General features: G+C 38.7%; 17 protein-coding genes and 1 riboswitch. Of the genes, 16 read left to right on the top strand and 1 reads right to left on the bottom strand.

Annotated elements, in window-relative coordinates; all coding sequences use genetic code 11:
• The first annotated feature begins 60 nt into the window (after positions 1 to 60).
• The 8 genes from BW721_RS11785 (at position 61) to BW721_RS05975 (ending at position 7680) form a co-directional block, all read left to right on the top strand.
• A complete protein-coding gene (locus BW721_RS11785) occupies positions 61 to 234 on the top strand; it encodes a hypothetical protein (protein ID WP_156892199.1) in 174 nt (57 codons plus the stop codon).
• 154 nt (positions 235 to 388) lie between these two features.
• Positions 389 to 1144, top strand: coding sequence for a type I methionyl aminopeptidase (gene map, locus BW721_RS06010; protein ID WP_076767064.1), 756 nt, complete (start codon positions 389 to 391; stop codon positions 1142 to 1144).
• Between the two features lie 304 nt (positions 1145 to 1448).
• A riboswitch (adenosylcobalamin (AdoCbl) riboswitch) is annotated at positions 1449 to 1601 on the top strand.
• A 186-nt stretch (positions 1602 to 1787) separates the two neighbouring features.
• Positions 1788 to 2186 carry a DUF4430 domain-containing protein gene (locus BW721_RS06005; protein ID WP_076767063.1) on the top strand — a complete coding sequence of 133 codons (399 nt, stop codon included), beginning with the start codon at positions 1788 to 1790 and terminating at the stop codon, positions 2184 to 2186.
• Positions 2165 to 2719, top strand: coding sequence for an ECF transporter S component (locus tag BW721_RS06000; RefSeq protein WP_076767061.1), 555 nt, complete (start codon positions 2165 to 2167; stop codon positions 2717 to 2719). Before BW721_RS06005 ends, BW721_RS06000 begins: the two co-directional genes overlap by 22 nt.
• A gap of 428 nt (positions 2720 to 3147) precedes the next feature.
• Positions 3148 to 3918: an ABC transporter ATP-binding protein gene (locus tag BW721_RS05990; protein WP_076767057.1), complete on the top strand. Its 771-nt coding sequence runs from the start codon at positions 3148 to 3150 to the stop codon at positions 3916 to 3918.
• Positions 3908 to 5992: an FtsX-like permease family protein gene (locus tag BW721_RS05985; protein ID WP_076767055.1), complete on the top strand. Its 2085-nt coding sequence runs from the start codon at positions 3908 to 3910 to the stop codon at positions 5990 to 5992. Before BW721_RS05990 ends, BW721_RS05985 begins: the two co-directional genes overlap by 11 nt.
• Before the next feature lie 12 nt (positions 5993 to 6004).
• Positions 6005 to 6682: a response regulator transcription factor gene (locus BW721_RS05980; RefSeq protein ID WP_076767054.1), complete on the top strand. Its 678-nt coding sequence runs from the start codon at positions 6005 to 6007 to the stop codon at positions 6680 to 6682.
• On the top strand, positions 6679 to 7680 hold the full coding sequence (locus tag BW721_RS05975; protein WP_083686800.1) for a sensor histidine kinase: 1002 nt from the start codon (positions 6679 to 6681) through the stop codon (positions 7678 to 7680). The genes BW721_RS05980 and BW721_RS05975 overlap by 4 nt, the downstream gene beginning before the upstream one ends.
• A gap of 451 nt (positions 7681 to 8131) precedes the next feature.
• On the opposite strand, the gene BW721_RS05970 is transcribed toward BW721_RS05975, so the two are convergent.
• Positions 8132 to 8692 (bottom strand): TetR/AcrR family transcriptional regulator, encoded by a 561-nt coding sequence (locus BW721_RS05970; RefSeq protein ID WP_076767052.1) that lies wholly within the window; start codon positions 8690 to 8692, stop codon positions 8132 to 8134.
• 187 nt (positions 8693 to 8879) lie between these two features.
• Between BW721_RS05970 and BW721_RS05965 the strand changes: the two genes are divergently transcribed.
• From BW721_RS05965 to BW721_RS05930, 8 genes are all read left to right on the top strand, one after another.
• Entirely contained in the window at positions 8880 to 9818 is a 939-nt protein-coding gene (locus BW721_RS05965; protein WP_076767050.1) for an ABC transporter ATP-binding protein, read from the top strand.
• Positions 9805 to 10698 carry an ABC transporter ATP-binding protein gene (locus BW721_RS05960; protein ID WP_076767049.1) on the top strand — a complete coding sequence of 298 codons (894 nt, stop codon included), beginning with the start codon at positions 9805 to 9807 and terminating at the stop codon, positions 10696 to 10698. Before BW721_RS05965 ends, BW721_RS05960 begins: the two co-directional genes overlap by 14 nt.
• A complete protein-coding gene (locus BW721_RS05955) occupies positions 10699 to 12207 on the top strand; it encodes an ABC transporter permease subunit (protein ID WP_076767047.1) in 1509 nt (502 codons plus the stop codon). It begins immediately after the preceding gene.
• A 220-nt stretch (positions 12208 to 12427) separates the two neighbouring features.
• Positions 12428 to 12889 (top strand): Dps family protein, encoded by a 462-nt coding sequence (locus tag BW721_RS05950; protein ID WP_076767045.1) that lies wholly within the window; start codon positions 12428 to 12430, stop codon positions 12887 to 12889.
• A 167-nt stretch (positions 12890 to 13056) separates the two neighbouring features.
• The gene (locus BW721_RS05945) at positions 13057 to 13515 is read left to right on the top strand and encodes a DUF305 domain-containing protein (RefSeq protein ID WP_076767043.1); all 459 of its coding nucleotides are present in this window, start codon (positions 13057 to 13059) and stop codon (positions 13513 to 13515) included.
• Positions 13516 to 13735: 220 nt separating this feature from the next.
• On the top strand, positions 13736 to 14128 hold the full coding sequence (gene merR / locus BW721_RS05940; RefSeq protein ID WP_017186745.1) for an Hg(II)-responsive transcriptional regulator: 393 nt from the start codon (positions 13736 to 13738) through the stop codon (positions 14126 to 14128).
• Positions 14129 to 14152: 24 nt separating this feature from the next.
• Positions 14153 to 15793, top strand: coding sequence for a mercury(II) reductase (merA, locus tag BW721_RS05935; protein ID WP_076767041.1), 1641 nt, complete (start codon positions 14153 to 14155; stop codon positions 15791 to 15793).
• A 195-nt stretch (positions 15794 to 15988) separates the two neighbouring features.
• Positions 15989 to 17467 (top strand): hypothetical protein, encoded by a 1479-nt coding sequence (locus tag BW721_RS05930; protein ID WP_076767039.1) that lies wholly within the window; start codon positions 15989 to 15991, stop codon positions 17465 to 17467.
• Positions 17468 to 17474 lie beyond the last annotated feature (7 nt).

Genomic DNA, 17474 nt, shown 5'->3' with positions numbered 1-17474 from the left:
AAATTGAAGAAGAGGTGCGGATATAGCTAAAACAATCTTCAAAATGACAGCGGCAACACTATGCTAAATATAGCCAATTTATATGTTGGTGGAGACTCTGCCGGCGCACAAATTGCCGTTCAATATGTGACTGTGCAAACGAATCCCGACTGTCACATTGGCTTTAGTCAAGCTGTACAGCCACAAAGCATTAAAGGCGCCATATCCTATTGCGGCCCGCCTGACTTAAAATAAATGATAGACGATTAATCGGATAGCTTCTTCTTAACATTTTTTGTCCAAACGGTGGCGTTTCTTAACCGTAACTAGAAGCATTTCCTCCCCCATAGTCCTCTTTTGCGTGGTATAATAGGCAAGTGAATACAGAATATTGGAGGAATAAAACCATATGATTACATTGAAATCACCTCGCGAAATTGAAGCGATGGAAGAAGCAGGAAAAATTCTTGCTGATATTCATGTAGCCTTGCGTGACTTTATTAAGCCAGGCATGAATACAATGGAAATAAATAACTTTGTACAAAAACGCATTGAAGACGCTGGGGCAATCGCTGAGCAAATTGGCTATGAAGGCTATGAATTTGCAACCTGCATGAGCTTGAACGATGAAATTTGCCACGGTTTCCCAAGTAAAAAAGAAATCTTAAAAGATAGCGATTTACTAAAAGTCGATACAGTTGTTAATTACAAAGGAGCTATGGCTGATTCTTGCTGGTGCTATATTGTTGGTGAGTCAACAAATCCAGAAGTTGAGCGTTTACTAGAAGTGACCAAAAAAGCCCTATACCTAGGGATTGAACAAGCGATTCCAGGAAATCGTATTGGTGATATTGGTCATGCTATTCAAACTTACGTTGAAGCAGAAGGCTTCTCTGTTGTTCGTGAATTTATTGGACATGGTATTGGACCAACTATGCACGAAGGCCCATCTGTTCCACATTACGGTGAGGCAGGAAAGGGTCTACGTCTAAAAGAAGGCATGACCATTACTATTGAGCCGATGATTAATACGGGAACATGGAAATCTAAAATGGATAAGAACGGTTGGACTGCCCGCACACAAGACGGTGGATTAAGCTGCCAATTCGAACATACCATTGCGATTACTGCCGATGGACCAAAGATTTTGACATTGCAGGACTAATCAATAAAAGCAACTTACTTTCACAGTAGGTTGCTTTTTTGTCGACTAGGGGATTATAAGTTCAGCCATCAATGTCTAGCTCCCAAGTCCTGACCTAGTGAAAAAAGATAAATTTGCCCCATTGCGCGCTTCGCTGCTCGCTAACGCATATCATTCGACTAACCCGCTGAAGCGTGAAGTCTCCTGACAATTCAGGGTCAAATGTCCTATTTTTTCATAGGCCAAGGCGGACTTGTCCGCTTTTCTTATTATGTCTTAAGTTCTTGCATAATAAAATCGAATGGACTACAATGGCAGTGATAGAAATACCATTCAAAGACAACCAAGGTATGGAAGTTTGGTTAAATCCCAATACGGTACCGCCACTGTAATCATACGTCACGTATGGAGTCAGATCTTTATCTTGGATTGCAAATATGCATGCGTTCGCTGTTTCGAGGCAAAGCAGTGTCGTTCGAGTCTATGTAATGGCGCATAGACTTTTTTTCTACCCAAAACAGCTTCATTTTAGCAAAAAATGAAGGAATTCTATCGTCAGCAAGTCGTGACTGCTGATGGGAACTGAACGTCAATGACGAAGACAAAACCATTGCCGGTTATTCAGTTCCAAATTTTTATCATAAAAAAATTAGGAGTGGAAAAGATGAAAAAATTTCTAGCATTACTTGCAGCAGGATTAGTTTTAACAGGATGTTCAACAACAGATACGGCGGTAGAATCCTCGAGTGAAGCGGCTGTTTCCTCGGTCGTGGAGGAAAGTATTAGTGTAACCATTCAAGTTTCAGTTGATGGCGAAGGTGTAGAGGACTTAACGAAAACACTTGAAGTTGAAAAAGGCGCAATTCTTCTTGATGTGATGAAGCAACATTACGAGATTGAAGAAACAGATACCTTTGTCAATACAATCAATGGCTACAAACAAGATGATGCCAACAAAAAATATTGGCTGTTTGATGTGAACGGTAAAATGGGAATGAAAGGCGCAAATGAAACGGAACTCCAAGAAGGAGACGTAATAGAATGGAAACTAGAAAAGAATTAACCAAAAAAATAAGTCATTTTACAGTAAAACGAATTGCTATGCTGTCGATTTTGACGGCTCTCTGCTATGTGGGACGAATTGTTTTCCAATTCTTACCCAACGTTCAACCGATGACAACCATTCTTTTGATTATTACTTTAACGTTAGGTGTGGCTGATGGTTTAATTGTTGCTATGGCATCACTCATCCTATCTAATATGGTTTTAGGAATGGGGCCATGGATTTTTTATCAGATGCTGACTTATGCCATCATCATGATAATCACCGCCTTCGTCATTAAACCACTCTATGAAAAAAAGAAATCGAGACTGATTTTTATCATATATTCTTTTTTAAGTGGTATTCTGTTCGGTTTTATCATTTCTATTTTTTCAGCCAAACTATACGGCGCCTCTAGCTTTTGGGCTTACTATGTTGTTGGAATTCCCTTTGATTTGGTTCACGCGGCAGGCAATGCCGGCTTCTACATGATACTAGAACCCATCATCGCCCCAATCATGTTAAAAAATAAAGATCGATTTCATTTAAACTGAGAAGCTGGTAGGCTTTCTCAGTTTTTTTGCGTTTTAAAGAGGTTCCGTACCCAAAGTCAGTTTGAACCTCTTAAAAATCGTAAAATCCAGAGGTTCATCGATCAAACCCAGTCTGAACCTCTTTAAAACTGTAAAATCCAGAGGTTCATCGATCAAAACAAGTCTGAACCTCTTTAAAACTGTAAAATTCAGAGGTTCACAGCCCAAAAACAGTTTGAACCTCTTTAAAACTGTAAAATTCAGAGGTTCATCGATCAAAACAAGCCTGAACCTCTTTAAAACTGTAAAATTCAGAGGTTCAAAGCCCAAAAACAGTTTGAACCGCCACAAATAGCCAAATTCTTACACCATCTGTAAGTTTTATTCTTTCGCTGGCTCTAGTAAACTAAGTGTAACTTAAACGAGTACCCATTAAAGGAGAATAAACGATGGAAAAATTACTGAAAGTTGAAAACCTTGAAAAAATTTACGACAGCGACGGTAGCCCAACTAAGGCGCTAGCCGGCATTAGCTTTGACGTGATAAAGGGCGAATTTCTTGGCATCATGGGAGCGAGTGGATCGGGCAAAACGACGCTACTCAACTGTATCGCTACTATTATCAAGCCCACATCCGGCCAAATCTTGCTCAACAACGACAACATAAGCGCCTTTTCTAGCAAGGACCTTTCCCATTACCGAGGCAACCGCATTGGCTATCTCTTCCAAGACTTCGAACTTTTGGACAACCTAACTGCAAAAGAAAACATTCTTCTGCCCTTAGCGATTCGAGGACTCGACGACAAGGAAGCAGAAGACAAGCTCCACCAAATCGCCAGCTACCTAGAAATTGACCACGTCCTTAACCAGTTTCCGTCTCAACTATCAGGTGGTCAGAAACAGCGTGTCGCTGCAGCCCGCTGCCTAGTACCAGAACCAGATATTATTCTGGCTGACGAACCGACCGGTGCACTCGATAGCAAGTCGGCCCGAACCTTGATGGAAAAACTCAAGGGTATGAATCGAGACAAGAACCACAACATCTTGATGGTCACACACGACGCCAATGCCGCTAGTTTTTGTTCGCGCATTTTATTTATTCAAGACGGGGTTATTTTCCATGAACTTCGCCACCAAGCTACTGAATCTCGCCAAGATTTTTACGACCGCATTTTACAGGTGATGGCGCAATTAGGAGGGGGGAGCGCCAATGTTCTTTAGGCTGATTTACCGAAACGCCAAGCGCAGTCGCCAGGAAAACCTCATTTATTTCGCCACCTTGGTGACTGCGGTAGCATCTTTTTATATGATTTTGTCGCTGGAGCGTCAGGACGTCATCCTCTACCTTCGCGACTTCGAGAGCATGGCCGTCGATCGCCTATTCGCACTCATGCCGATTCTCTACGGCATCGCGCTCTTTTTATTATTTTTCTTGGTGCTCTTCGCCAACCGCTACCAGTTAGACCGTCGTAGTAAAGAGTTCGGGATGTACCTTATGATGGGAATGCGCCAGCGCAAACTGTTCGCACTGCTCCTAGCAGAAGGGCTGCTCACATCATTATTTGCCTTAACCATTGGGACAGTCATGGGTGGCATTTTAGCTGAAATGATTAGTTTGGCGACTTCCCGCTTGATTGGGCAAGGGATTATCGATCATCAGCCTAGTTTTTCATTAGTAGCAGTGGCTTATACGGCAGTTGGTTTTCTTTTCATTCAAGTCCTAGCCTTACTATTTTTATCAGTCCAATTGTTTAACCGTGAACTGCAACAACTATTAAATGGACAAGTTAGCAAAAAACAAGCACTAGGTACAACAAAAACAAATAGCCTCACCTTTGTGGCTGGACTAATCATTTTGATCGTGGCCTATTATTTGGCGCTACGTTATTTCTGGCTCGTCAACAATCTGATGATTAGTTTGTCGGTTATTTTAGGAATAATTGGAACCATTTTATTAATTCGCGGACTGGCTAGACTGCTTAATAGCCTTGCTATGAAAACCAAGCAAACACAAGGATTGCGGATTTTTACCTTAAGACAGTTACAAGAAAATATCGCCAACCGAGCTATTTCAGTGGCTGTTTCTTCATTATTAATGATGTTGTCAGTCATGTTTCTAGCAGAAGGTGCAGCCACCATTTTAAGTTCGGGTGACAATTTAAACCGCGACTCATCGGTCTACCATTTCACTCTTTTAGGGGACAATAAAGAAATCGAAAAGGTCCTCACGTCAGCTGAACTGGCGCCTTATGTTGATCACCTAAACCCACTGACATTAGGCTATAACCAAACAGCCGATCAAGTCGATTGGTCAGCTTTTAGAAAAGAAATCGTCGACCATTTGCCAGAAGGTGTGGTTGATCCGCAAGTGGCTGAACTGGGAGTTTACACCATTAGTACCGAAATACCGGAGATGGAAAATATTTTAGGATTAGTAGACAGCCAAATTGGCTATCTCATTACTGAATCTGGCTATAACCGGATTCTAGAAGCGTCCAATCAACCAACCATTCAATTGACGGATGACCAAGTGGCGCTCTATGTCAACCCAACAGTTGGCCATGCCAACCAGCCTGAACTTAATCAATTGTTAGTTGAAAACAAGGACCAGCCACTCCTTAAACTAGACGGCCAACAAATGAGAATCCTGCCCAATCTAGCAATGAAAGACCTCGTTACTGACCGGTCAATTACCATCATGGCAGCACTCGTTGTTAAAGACACTCGTTTCCAACAACTAGTCAAAGTAGAAAACAGGGAGACCTATTGGAACTTTAGGTTACCGCAAACGCTAATTGACCGAGACGGTTTGATGACGCCCATGAAAGAGGCCAACGACTTATTAGATGATAAAGGCTTTTACGTCGAGAGTTACCTTCAAAATTTTGGGCGCCATCTCTTTTACGTGGTCGCCGGCAGTTATACCATGCTCTACCTAGCATTCTTGTTTCTTGTCATAGGTTGTACAGTATTGGCCTTGCAGTTCTTGACCCAACTTAAGCAAACCAAATCGCGTTACAAAACGCTGTCCTTCCTCGGAGCCAAGACTGACCAAATGCAGGATTCGCTGAAAAAACAAGTGGCTAGCTATTTCTTGTTCCCACTCATTCCGGCTATGGTGAGCGGCACGGTGGGGATTACAGCCATGAAAACCTACATCCGCTACAACGCTGACTTTTTACCAAGTATTTCTAACATGTTACCCTTTGTTTTAATGATGGTGGAGACCTTTCTTCTGGTACAATGGGTGTATGCATGGGCGGTTTATAAAACCGCGACACGTGATATCGTATAAGGGGGGATGGAAATGGCGATTATAGTGGTGGAAGACGATGTGATGGTACAGGAGGAATTGGTCCATCTTTTGAAGCGGGCAGGCTATCAGGCGACTGCGATTACCGACTTTAATACCGATGTGGCCAGCCAGCTGATTCAGGCATCACCCGATTTGGTGCTCTTAGATATTAATTTGCCCAACCAAACGGGTTTTGACATTTGTCGCACCCTCAAAACGAAGACTAATATCGCCGTTCTCGTGCTCACCTCCCGCAACCAGCTGAGTGACGAGCTACATGCGCTCGATCTAGGCGCCGACGACTATATGACCAAACCCTTTCCAAAAGAAAAATTATTGGCTCGCCTTAAAAATTTGCTTCGGCGATACGAAACGACTCCAAACCTTTTAGATGGCGGTGGGTTTCAGTTGGATCCGAATAGCTATACGATGTATGTGGCCGGAAAATCTCAAGTTCTACCTCCCAATGAAGGGCGGATGCTCGCATTGTTATTAAAAACTCAAAACCAAGTCATTACCAAAGACCAGTTGAGCCGAGAGTTGTGGGGAACAGCAGATTTTATCGATGAAAATGCCCTTCAAGTCAATGTGACACGATTGCGAAGAACACTCCGCCAATGGGGACTAGCAGATCGATTAGAAACCGTTCGTGGTCAGGGTTATCGCTGGATAGAAAGAGAGGTTGAATGATGAAAAAAGACCTCTATGACAATCGCTATTGGTTGGTCGTGATTGGACTTTTGACTATGTTTTTTATTTTCCTAGCGTGGATTGCGTATCCAGAAAGTTTTCGGCTATTGATTAGCTTGATGATTATAGTGAGTGTGGTGTTAACGGCAGTGCCCTTGCTCCTAAATCGTCGGCAGAAGGACAGGGTGGATGCAGTTTATCGGTCCTTTTTAATCGAACCTGATATGGAAAAAGAAGCTGAACTGCGTGCTCTTGTGCCCAAGTCGGAAGTGGATCGATTGAGAATGCTAGGGGACGTGTTGCGGGAAAAGGCGGATGAGTTGAACCGCCAAGACTTGCAGATTAGAGACTACCAGACCTACATTGAAGAATGGGTGCATGAAATCAAAAAGCCGATTTCCTTGATGAGTTTGGTTTTGGATAATCGTGATGATGAGATGTCCACATTGGTTCATCTGCGGATGACTCGTGCTCGCAATGATATCCAAAGTGATGTGGAAAAGATTTTATATTTCGCACGTTTATCGACAGCCCACCGCGATTATTTGTTTCAGCCAATGAGCTTGGTTAAGGTGTGTCAAGAGGCGATTGTCGATCATCAGTCCTTGCTGGATGAAGCGGGATTTGAAGTGGCTTTGGTTGGGGCGGAAGAAGTTTTTGTGGTGAGCGACCGCCATCATGTCTTGTTTATCCTCAGCCAGCTGATTCATAATGCTAGTAAATATGCACGGATTGGCGAGAGTCAGCCCAAACTAGATTTAACGGTTGAAGCAGGTGAGACCATTCAGTTAATCATTAGCGATAACGGCCCAGGTATACCTCAAGAAGATTTGCCATTTATTTTCGATAAAGGCTTCACCGGTGGAAAAGCCAAAGCAACGGGCATGGGACTCTACCTGGTCCAACAAATCGCCCAAGATTTAAAAGTTACTGTCAGCGCTAGCCGCTCAAATAGCAGCGGACTAGCCATTATACTTGAATTTCCAATAATCAATTAAGGGACTGGGAAATAACTCCAGTCCCTTTTTTATATACGAATAATTGTTGCGCAAATGTGCTCAAAAAGGCAGCCCCGACATGCGTTTCCCGAATAATACTCGGATGGTCTACGACCACCCTGCGTTTTTTCGGTCCAACGATTCGGGGCTAAACGCCTTTTTTCCCACTCTCTTGTGCGTTTAAATGGGTGAAGTAGAAGCTTGAACTTACAATTTAAGTGCAACACCAAAAGAGACTCTTCACACCAAACCTAGTAAAATAGTGTTTACGACGACAACTATTGAAAGGGTTGATAATGATGAGCCTCTACAAACATCTTACCATAATTGATCTAAAAAAATATATATGAACTGAATCGACTGGTTTAGCAGCAATTATCCGTCTTCAAAGTAATAGTTAGGATGTCCATTTATAGAAGGAAAATCAAAGTAAACTTAGTCTTCGTTACGTTCACCCCAATTTTTCTAAAGTTTGTTTATATAGCTCAATAATTTCTTCACGACTAATTTTATCTTGATTATTTTTATACCAATGGACGGATTGAATCGTAATCCCCATAATAATTTGTCCTTTGTATTCATTCATCATTGTTATATCACTATTATCCTCGCCTGTGTTTACATGGTTTCTTAACATCCGCTGCCCATACTCTTGAACACTTTCTAACTCTACAATAATGTCCGCATTCATTTGAAGACTGAAAATGAGATATAGCAAATTATCAAATTGGTTTAGTAGTTGTTCGAAAACCAAAATAAAAAAGTTATCTTCTTCATTCTCTAAATTTTGAAACGCACGATCAAAAATGATAGTCATTTTATGCTTAATGAAAAAAGTTAGAAAATCATATTTGTCTAAAAAATGTTTGTAAAAAGTTGGGCGTCGGATCATCGCTTCATCGCATAATTCCTGCACTGAAATTTTCTCAAATTCCTTTTCATGTAACAATTTCTCAAAAGCTTCGATAAGTGATATATATGTTTTTTGAATTCTTAAATCTAAATGTTCCACTTTAAAAACCTACTCCTTCATAATTAACTAACATTTCAACCCTATCTGTTAATTAATTAACAGATGCAAAATTATGTCTCTTGTTCTAGATTTCTATTCAAGTATAATCGTTAATGTGGCAAATGTAAATAAAGAAACAAATGTTAAATAACTATCAAATGAATAATAAATGAAAGTAGGTAAACGAATGTCAGTAATCGAAGTAAAACATGTTACAAAAGATTATGGCCAGGGTCGAGGTATCTTTGATGTTTCTTTTGAAATTAAGAAAGGTGAAGTCTTTGGATTCTTAGGACCAAATGGGGCAGGAAAGACAACAACTATTCGTCATTTAATGGGTTTCATTCAACCAGATGAAGGCGAATTGTATATTAACGGAAAAGATACTTGGAAATCAACTGCACTGATCAAACATGATGTCGGCTATTTACCAGGGGAACTTGCCTTCCCAGATTATATGACTGGTGATCAATTCATTGAGTTTATGGCAGAAGAACGCCATATTTCTGATATGTCACGAACAGAGGAATTAAAAAAGCTTTTTGAATTAGATACATCAGAAGAGATAAAAGAAATGAGTTTAGGAGATAAAAGAAAACTAGCTGTCGTTACGGCTTTTATGCATAATCCAAACGTATTAATTTTGGATGAACCAACTTCAGGATTAGATCCAGTTATGCAAGAACGTTTTATTGAGTTTATATTGAATGAAAAGGCAGATGGAAAGACTATTCTGTTATCCAGTCATATTTTTAGTGAAGTTGATGCCACGTGTGATCGGATTGCGATTATTAAAGATGGTATGGTTGTTTCAATGATTGAAGCTAATCAACTGAAAAGAAATACGCATAAGGCCTTCAAAATAGAATTTTCAAGCTTTGAAGATTATGAAAAGTTTTTAGGAAAGACAGCATTTGCAATTCCAGTTAAACGACCAAACCAAAACCAAGTAAAAATGAATTTGACGGATGAAAAAATGCAACAATTATTTACAGAATTGAGTGAAGTGAATGTAAACTTTATTTCTGAAATTAAATTTACACTCGAAGATTATTTCATGGATTTCTATGATCGTAAGAAGTCAGTTTCTGACGGGGAGGAGAACTTACAATATGGTATATATTGATATAAAACATTTAACAAAGGACTATAAAAAAGGTCGCGGCGTTTTTGATATCTCTTTAGAAATTGAAAAAGGAGAAATCTATGGTTTTGTTGGGGTTAATGGAGCAGGAAAGACCACAACTATACGCCATATGATGGGCTTTATTAAACCAGATGAAGGCAGTGTTACAATTCAAGGACTTGATGCGACAAAAAGTAGTGCGGAAGTGAAGCGTTATGTCTCTTATATTCCTGGAGAGATTAATTTTCCAGGAAACACGAGTGGTGAAGAGTTCTTGAAGGAACAAATTTATTTATCTGGAAGAGGTAGCTGGGGACGTGCCAAAGAATTGAGTGAACAACTCCAGTTAGATGTCACGGCAAACGTGCACTCAATGAGTAAAGGGATGAAACAAAAAACGGCAATTGTTTCAGCTTTAGCTTCGGATGCGGATATTTTAATTATGGATGAACCCACAACAGGTTTAGATCCTTTGATGCGTGATGTTTTTATTGACCTTTTAAAAGAAGAAAAAGAAAAAGGAAAGACTATATTTATGTCGAGCCATATTTTCCAAGAGGTTGAAGAAGTTTGTGATCGTGTCGCGGTCATTCAAGAGGGCAAGATAATAGAAGTCGTTAACATGAAAAATATTCGCTACAACAAAAATAAAGAATATCGAATGGAATTTAAAACCGAAGAAGACTTTAAACGATTTATTGGTTTGGGGTATCAAATCAGTAAAGTAAAAGCAGAGGATTTACAAATCTTTGTTCAAATTCATGATGAACATATTAATGAATTAATTCAAACTTTAAAAGATTTTGATTTAGTTTATTTCAAAGAAATTAAAGTTCATTTTGAAGATTATATTACTGAAGTATTCAAGGAGGTAAAATAAATGATATCAAAACCAATATTTAAACAAAGCCTACAATCGAACTGGAAGCTATGGTTGATCATAACAATTGTTGCGTCAATGATCATCTCTGGTTTCATAATAAGCTATGATGCGGCAGGTTACGCTTCAATTGCGGAAGCTGCTGAAGGGACAGCTTTTTCTAATATCTTATCCACTCTAACGAGTCTATTAGGGAGTTTAGAAAACTTTTATAAATTGATTGCTGTCATTCTTGGGATTGTTTATGTAGTATTTACCGCAAATAATCTTGTGGTTAATGAGGTAGATTCAGGATCTATGGCTTACACTTTGTCAACACCTATTAAACGTTCAAGTGTTATTTTTACAAAATCACTTTACTTAATCCTTTCTGTTGTATTAATGTATACCGTCATTTCACTAGCAGGGTTGACCGCTTCGCAATTGAATTATAACAATGTGACGGGTTATGCGATAAATGAGGATGTTGAAGCAGCAGCTAAAATGTTGAACAACGATGAAGATTATTTATCCGAGCGACTTTATCTAATTCAAGAAGATGAAGATGTTATGCGTGAAGCCTCTATTGCACGAGATATGGATACTGAAGCTTATGCGATTTATTTAGAAGATGTCATTCGTGAGCGTTCTTTTGAAGAAGCGGCAGAAATTATTACAGACGAGCGTTACGACATTTATGATGATGACGATGATATGGAAGATGAAGATATCAAAATTACGATGGAAGAATTAATGGAAGATCCAGGAATGATTCTAGATAGTAACGCTGCCCTAGCTGCTGGTGCACGTGTTTACGGTCTTTCAATAAATGATTATCGTAAAATTGTTCTAGATGAAATGAATGACCTTGAGAGTTCAGAAGAAGTCGAAGAAGAAGCAACAGAAGAAGAGCAAGAACCACAACCAACTGCTCCACAAGAAGCACCAACTCCGCAAAGACAATTAACTGAAGACAATGCCGAATTGCTACTGCAAACAGTCATCGACTCATCTGCAACAGCTTTAAACTTAAGTAGTGATCAAGTAAGTGAAAACTTAACATTGCTTAAAGATGCGGAACCCTTAGTCTTATCTACACAAACAACCGGATTAAATGAAGAACAAATTACATCAATGGCCAATCACGCGATGGTGTCTTCCGCTAGATCGGTTGATAAAGCTTTAGAATTTGATGTTGAAACGTATCTATGGTTAAGTCTGGGGCTACTATTATTAATTCTTGCAATGAGTTCAATAGCGTTCTTCGCATCAACATTGTTTAACCGTACAGGAATGGCGTTAGCAATCGGAGGCGGTATACCTTTTGCATTCTTCCTAATTACCATGATTCAACAATTAATGGATAGTGCCGATGGTCTTGAATATGTAACAATAACCACACTTTTTGACACAGATGCAATTCTTGCCGGTGGAGAATTTGGCTGGGGACTTGTTGCTTTAGGGATCATTGCTTTAGTTTTATATACTCTATCTCATATTATCTTTACGAAAAAGGATTTGCCTCTTTAATCATTATTTATTCTAACAAGACAGTTTGTGTATAAAAACTCAAGCGAATAATGAGGAGGTGAATGCTATAAAATAGACATTCGAATAGAATTATAGAAGGTAATACAAGAAGAATATTACAAATAAAATAATTTTTTCACATTTTAAGGCGTTTTATTTGTATATATTCTAAACAAGCGATACCATAATAATAGATCAAAATATAAGGAGGAAGATATATATGGCAAGTCAAGAAGTCAAGGATTATTTGAATACAGTGGTGGCTACTCAAGGACAATTCTATATTCGCCTGCATCAGTTTCATTGGTATGTAAAAGGATCTCATTTTTTTACACTTCATGAAAAATTTGAAGAGTTATATGATGAGACAACAGAAAACCTAGATAAGGTTGCAGAACGATTACTAGCAATTGGTGGCGAACCATATGCAACACTTCAAGAATTCATTGACCACTCAGTCATTGAGGAAAAAGTCGAAGACAAAAACCTTTCACAAGATGAAATGGTTGAAGCAGTTGTAGTAGATTTAGAAATCATTACCAATTCTCTACAAGAGGGTGTTGAATTAACTGAAGAGCACGGAGACTCCCCTTCAAATGACATGTTAATTGCCATGAAAGAAGGCGTGGACAAACATATTTGGATGCTGAAAGGTTACTTAGGCAAACCAGTGGACGCATAATTACCATATAAAAATAAAATAGTTGAACAAGAAAGCACTAAGAGTCTTTAAAGATTTTTAGTGCTTTTTTGAAGTGAAGCTTATAAATTGACACTTTAGAAGCAGAGATGTAGAATACATTTGAAACTACACATGTGGACGAAAAGAATAAGAAAGAAGGAATATTGATGAATAAATATGCACGTTTCGGACTTATGATTTTGACTTCTACGGTTATTATGTATTTTATGATGTTTGTGAATGTTAATGAGTATGACCATGTTCAAATAAGTCAAACGCGTATTTACATGGCAGTAATGATGGGTGCGATTATGGCGATTATTATGATGGGCTTTATGTGGAAAATGTATGACAACAAAAAATTAAACACAGCGATATTAGTTCTTTCAGTAGTTCTTGCAATCGGGTCTTTTGGTTTTATTCAAACACAAGCTGGAGTAGATGATACAGCATGGATGAAAGCAATGATTCCCCACCATTCAACTGCTATTTTGACGAGTAAAAATGCTAATCTATCAGATCCTCGTGTACAACAATTAAGCGAAGAAATTATTCAAGCACAAGAAGAAGAAATTGCTGAAATGGAGCGTTTGATTAAAGAACTAGAAGAAAACAATGAAAAATAATTTTTTGGGTCTTCGGAATATATAGTGGAATTACTTTTTTAATAGTTTAAAAACAACTGGTGTTTAAATCGGATTTTCTAGTGGGATGTTAGGACAATCAATAGTATTATAAAAGTATCAATCACATACGAGTGATACGTTGGGAAAAAAATAAAATAGTCCAATTTACTTGACCGTGTACTATGGTACACGGTTTATAATATTTATGGGGTGAAATAAGATGATTTACCGCATTAGTGAGTTTGCAGAAAAATGTGGCGTTAATAAAGAAACGATTAGATATTACGAGCGAAAAAATTTACTACAAGAACCTCACCGAACGGAAGCTGGTTATCGGATATATTCATATGATGACGTTAAGCGTGTTGGGTTTATCAAACGAATACAGGAACTTGGATTTTCTTTAAACGAGATTTATAAATTACTTGGTGTTGTAGATAAAGATGAAGTTCGTTGTCAAGATATGTTCGAATTTGTTTCTAAAAAACAAAAGGAAGTTCAAAAACAAATAGAGGATTTAAAACGAATTGAAACTATGTTAGACGACTTAAAACAACGATGTCCAGATGAAAAGCAATTACATTCGTGTCCAATAATAGAAACATTAACATGAGAGATTAACGAAAGGGGCTTTATTATGAATAAATTTAAGGTAAACATTCAAGGAATGACCTGTGCGGGTTGTGAAAAACACGTTGAATCAGCACTTGAAAAGATAGGTGCTAAAAATATTGAGTCTAGTTTTCGTCGTGGTGAAGCAGTATTTGAATTACCCGATGATATTGGGGTGGAAAGTGCAAAAAAGGCAATTGATGAAGCAAAATACCAGCCTGGAGAAATAGAAGAAGTACAATCTGAAGAAAAAATAGTTTTAGGTGATGAGGGAGACTATGACTTACTTATCATTGGTTCTGGCGGGGCTGCTTTTTCGGCTGCGATTAAATCGGTTGAATATGGGGCAAAAGTAGCTATGATTGAGCGTGGAACCGTTGGGGGAACCTGTGTGAATATTGGTTGTGTGCCATCAAAAACACTTCTTAGAGCTGGGGAAATCAATCATTTGGCAAAAGTCAACCCATTTATAGGTTTACAAACATCTGCTGGAAAAGTGGAATTAGCTCCTTTAGTAAAGCATAAAGATGAGTTAGTAAGCGAACTTCGGAATCAAAAATATGTCAATTTAATTGATGAATATGGCTTTGAGTTAATTGAAGGTGAAGCAATATTTGTTGATGAAAATACAGTTGAAGTTAACGGGAAGAAACTTTCTGCAAAGCGTTTCTTAATTGCAACGGGCGTTTCTCCTTCCTTACCGCCGATTTCAGGACTTGAAAAAGTGGATTATCTAACAAGTACAACATTACTTGAATTAAAAACGGTACCAAAACGATTAACGGTTATTGGTTCAGGATATATCGGAATGGAACTTGGGCAATTGTTTCATAATTTAGGTTCAGAAGTCACGCTTATGCAAAGAAGTGAGCGACTTTTAAAAGAATATGATCAAGAAATTTCAGAAGCCGTAGAAAAAGCGTTAATTGAACAAGGTATTAACCTTGTAAAAGGGGCAACTTTTGAGCGTGTAGAACAAGAGGGGCAAATCAAAAAGGTTCATGTAACAGTAGATGGTAAGAAAAAAGTGGTGGAATCAGAGCAGTTACTTGTTGCAACAGGAAGAAAACCAAATACAGATGCTTTGAAATTAAGTGCCGCAGGGGTTGAAGTTGGAAAACGAAAAGAAATCCTGATAAATGACTACGCTAGGACAAGTAATGAAAAGATTTATGCTGCAGGCGATGTAACATTAGGACCTCAATTCGTTTATGTAGCAGCATATGAAGGTGGAATTGTTGCCGATAATGCGATTGGCGGATTAAATAAAAAATTAGATTTATCCGTTGTTCCTGGCGTAATTTTTACAAATCCTTCGATTGCAACGGTTGGTTTAACAGAAGAACAAGCAAAAGAAAAAGGCTATGAAGTAAAAAAATCTGTATTGCCTTTAGATGCAGTTCCAAGAGCAATAGTAAATCGTGAAACAACAGGCGTTTTTAAGCTTGTTGCCGATGCAAAAACTTCAAAATTACTAGGGGTTCATATCGTATCTGAAAATGCAGGAGATGTGATATATGCGGCGACATTAGCCGTTAAGTTTGGATTAACAGTCGAGGATTTAAAAGACAGCCTTGCACCATATTTAACAATGGCAGAAGGATTAAAATTAGCTGCTCTTACCTTTGATAAGGATGTTTCGAAATTATCTTGTTGTGCAGGCTAAGGGAACTTTTTTTACAATTCCCTATTCAAGTGAACCAGCTAATACTGTACTAAAGTGTGCAGTAGTTTAGTAAAGTCTACAAAAGGATTTCATACACTATTTTGCGATCATCCATTATATAAATGCTTTAAGGGATTTTCTAAGTGCATTTGTGGTCACAAAAATAATTTAACACACGGAGGTGCGGATGAAGATATGTGGGATACGAGTAACCCGCAATTTATTGTAAGCGTTAATGGACACGTTATCCGTGCACTTGATATGAATCATAACTATGTCTTACTTCCAGAAGAAACACAGCACATGGAGGTTTCATTAAATGTTTACACCAATACGCCAAAAGAGGATGTTTTCATAGAAGCTGACTTAAGTTACCGTAATGACGCCATTTATCATCTGTACTATCAAGTCAAGGCCTTGCTCGAGGCAACGTTGGTGTCTGAGAGAGAGCGTCAATTTTCTTTTAACGTTCAAGGAATCTTGAACCGTGTGATTGAAACGGTTGATTTGACTACTCAAGACGTAGCCCTCTTATCTCAGCAAGCCCAAACGGCATTGGATTTACTCGAAGAGTGGTATCAAACATTGGATCAAGATGAGGATGCGGTTATTGAGTACGTCGTCGGTCATACTCATATTGATATCAGTTGGTTTTGGACGTTGAAACAGACTCGAGAAAAAGTCGTCCGCAGCTTCTCCAATGCGGTCTATCTCATGGATCGCTATCCAGAGATGACGTTTATGTCGTCTTCACCACTGCTCTACCGAATGTTAGAAGAGGAAGAACCGGCATTATTTGAACGCGTTAGAGCATTTGTTCAAGACGGACGCTGGGAGACAGAAGGCGGTATGTTTGTTGAAAGTGATAGTAATTTACCGAATGGAGAGTCTTTAATCCGTCAGATTATGTTCGGAAAAAAATATTTCAAGCAGACCTTTAATAAAGATAATCATGTACTATGGTTACCCGATTGCTTTGGCTTCTCAGCCTCATTGCCTCAAATTATGAATAAGAGCGGAATAGACTATTTCTTTACGTCTAAGATGGAATGGAACGACAGTAATCGTATTCCTAATGATACGTTTTATTGGAAAGGGATTGATGGTTCCGAAGTGTTAGCGCACCTTTTAACCACTTCAGACTATTCAGAAGATTCCTCAGTAGGAACCACCTATAACGGGCGTTTGAATGCCTCTCAAACAAAAGGGACGTGGACACGCTATAAAAATAAAAAACTCACCAATAAAGTCATTCAATTGTATGGCTTTGGAGACGGTGGTGGTGGGCCAACAGAAGAAATGCTCGAGTATTCAGAAGTTTTTAAGCATGGCGTACCGAATATGCCGATTGTTCAGCATTCAACACCGTTAGAATTTTTTAAAGACATAGCTCATGACCTAGAAAACAAACACGTACCGAGATGGTCTGGTGAATTATATCTCGAAACACATCGCGGCGTTCTAACCACTGATGGCCGTTTGAAAAAGCTGAATCGAGAAACAGAAACACTCTTACAACAAGCAGAATATCTCGCAGCTTTATTAGTTATTCAAAAACGACCTCTTCCGGAATTAGACCTAAAATTAGCTTGGGAACAAGTCTTAATTAATCAATTCCATGATATTTTACCGGGTAGTTCTTCTAAGGACGTTCATAAAGAAACAGCAGGATAGCTCTCAC

The sequence above is a fragment of the Jeotgalibaca sp. PTS2502 genome (assembly GCF_001975685.1).
In the GTDB taxonomy this organism is placed as follows: Bacteria; Bacillota; Bacilli; order Lactobacillales; family Aerococcaceae; genus Jeotgalibaca; species Jeotgalibaca arthritidis.
Note: the sequence above shows the minus strand (reverse complement) of the source record. Positions and strands in the feature narration are given on the sequence as shown.

Coding starts and splice junctions, on each gene's coding strand:
- BW721_RS11785 (WP_156892199.1), top strand. CDS start 61: ATGCTAAATATAGCCAATTTATATGTTGGTGGAGACTCTGCCGGCGCA.
- map (WP_076767064.1), top strand. CDS start 389: ATGATTACATTGAAATCACCTCGCGAAATTGAAGCGATGGAAGAAGCA.
- BW721_RS06005 (WP_076767063.1), top strand. CDS start 1,788: ATGAAAAAATTTCTAGCATTACTTGCAGCAGGATTAGTTTTAACAGGA.
- BW721_RS06000 (WP_076767061.1), top strand. CDS start 2,165: ATGGAAACTAGAAAAGAATTAACCAAAAAAATAAGTCATTTTACAGTA.
- BW721_RS05990 (WP_076767057.1), top strand. CDS start 3,148: ATGGAAAAATTACTGAAAGTTGAAAACCTTGAAAAAATTTACGACAGC.
- BW721_RS05985 (WP_076767055.1), top strand. CDS start 3,908: ATGTTCTTTAGGCTGATTTACCGAAACGCCAAGCGCAGTCGCCAGGAA.
- BW721_RS05980 (WP_076767054.1), top strand. CDS start 6,005: ATGGCGATTATAGTGGTGGAAGACGATGTGATGGTACAGGAGGAATTG.
- BW721_RS05975 (WP_083686800.1), top strand. CDS start 6,679: ATGATGAAAAAAGACCTCTATGACAATCGCTATTGGTTGGTCGTGATT.
- BW721_RS05965 (WP_076767050.1), top strand. CDS start 8,880: ATGTCAGTAATCGAAGTAAAACATGTTACAAAAGATTATGGCCAGGGT.
- BW721_RS05960 (WP_076767049.1), top strand. CDS start 9,805: ATGGTATATATTGATATAAAACATTTAACAAAGGACTATAAAAAAGGT.
- BW721_RS05955 (WP_076767047.1), top strand. CDS start 10,699: ATGATATCAAAACCAATATTTAAACAAAGCCTACAATCGAACTGGAAG.
- BW721_RS05950 (WP_076767045.1), top strand. CDS start 12,428: ATGGCAAGTCAAGAAGTCAAGGATTATTTGAATACAGTGGTGGCTACT.
- BW721_RS05945 (WP_076767043.1), top strand. CDS start 13,057: ATGAATAAATATGCACGTTTCGGACTTATGATTTTGACTTCTACGGTT.
- merR (WP_017186745.1), top strand. CDS start 13,736: ATGATTTACCGCATTAGTGAGTTTGCAGAAAAATGTGGCGTTAATAAA.
- merA (WP_076767041.1), top strand. CDS start 14,153: ATGAATAAATTTAAGGTAAACATTCAAGGAATGACCTGTGCGGGTTGT.
- BW721_RS05930 (WP_076767039.1), top strand. CDS start 15,989: ATGTGGGATACGAGTAACCCGCAATTTATTGTAAGCGTTAATGGACAC.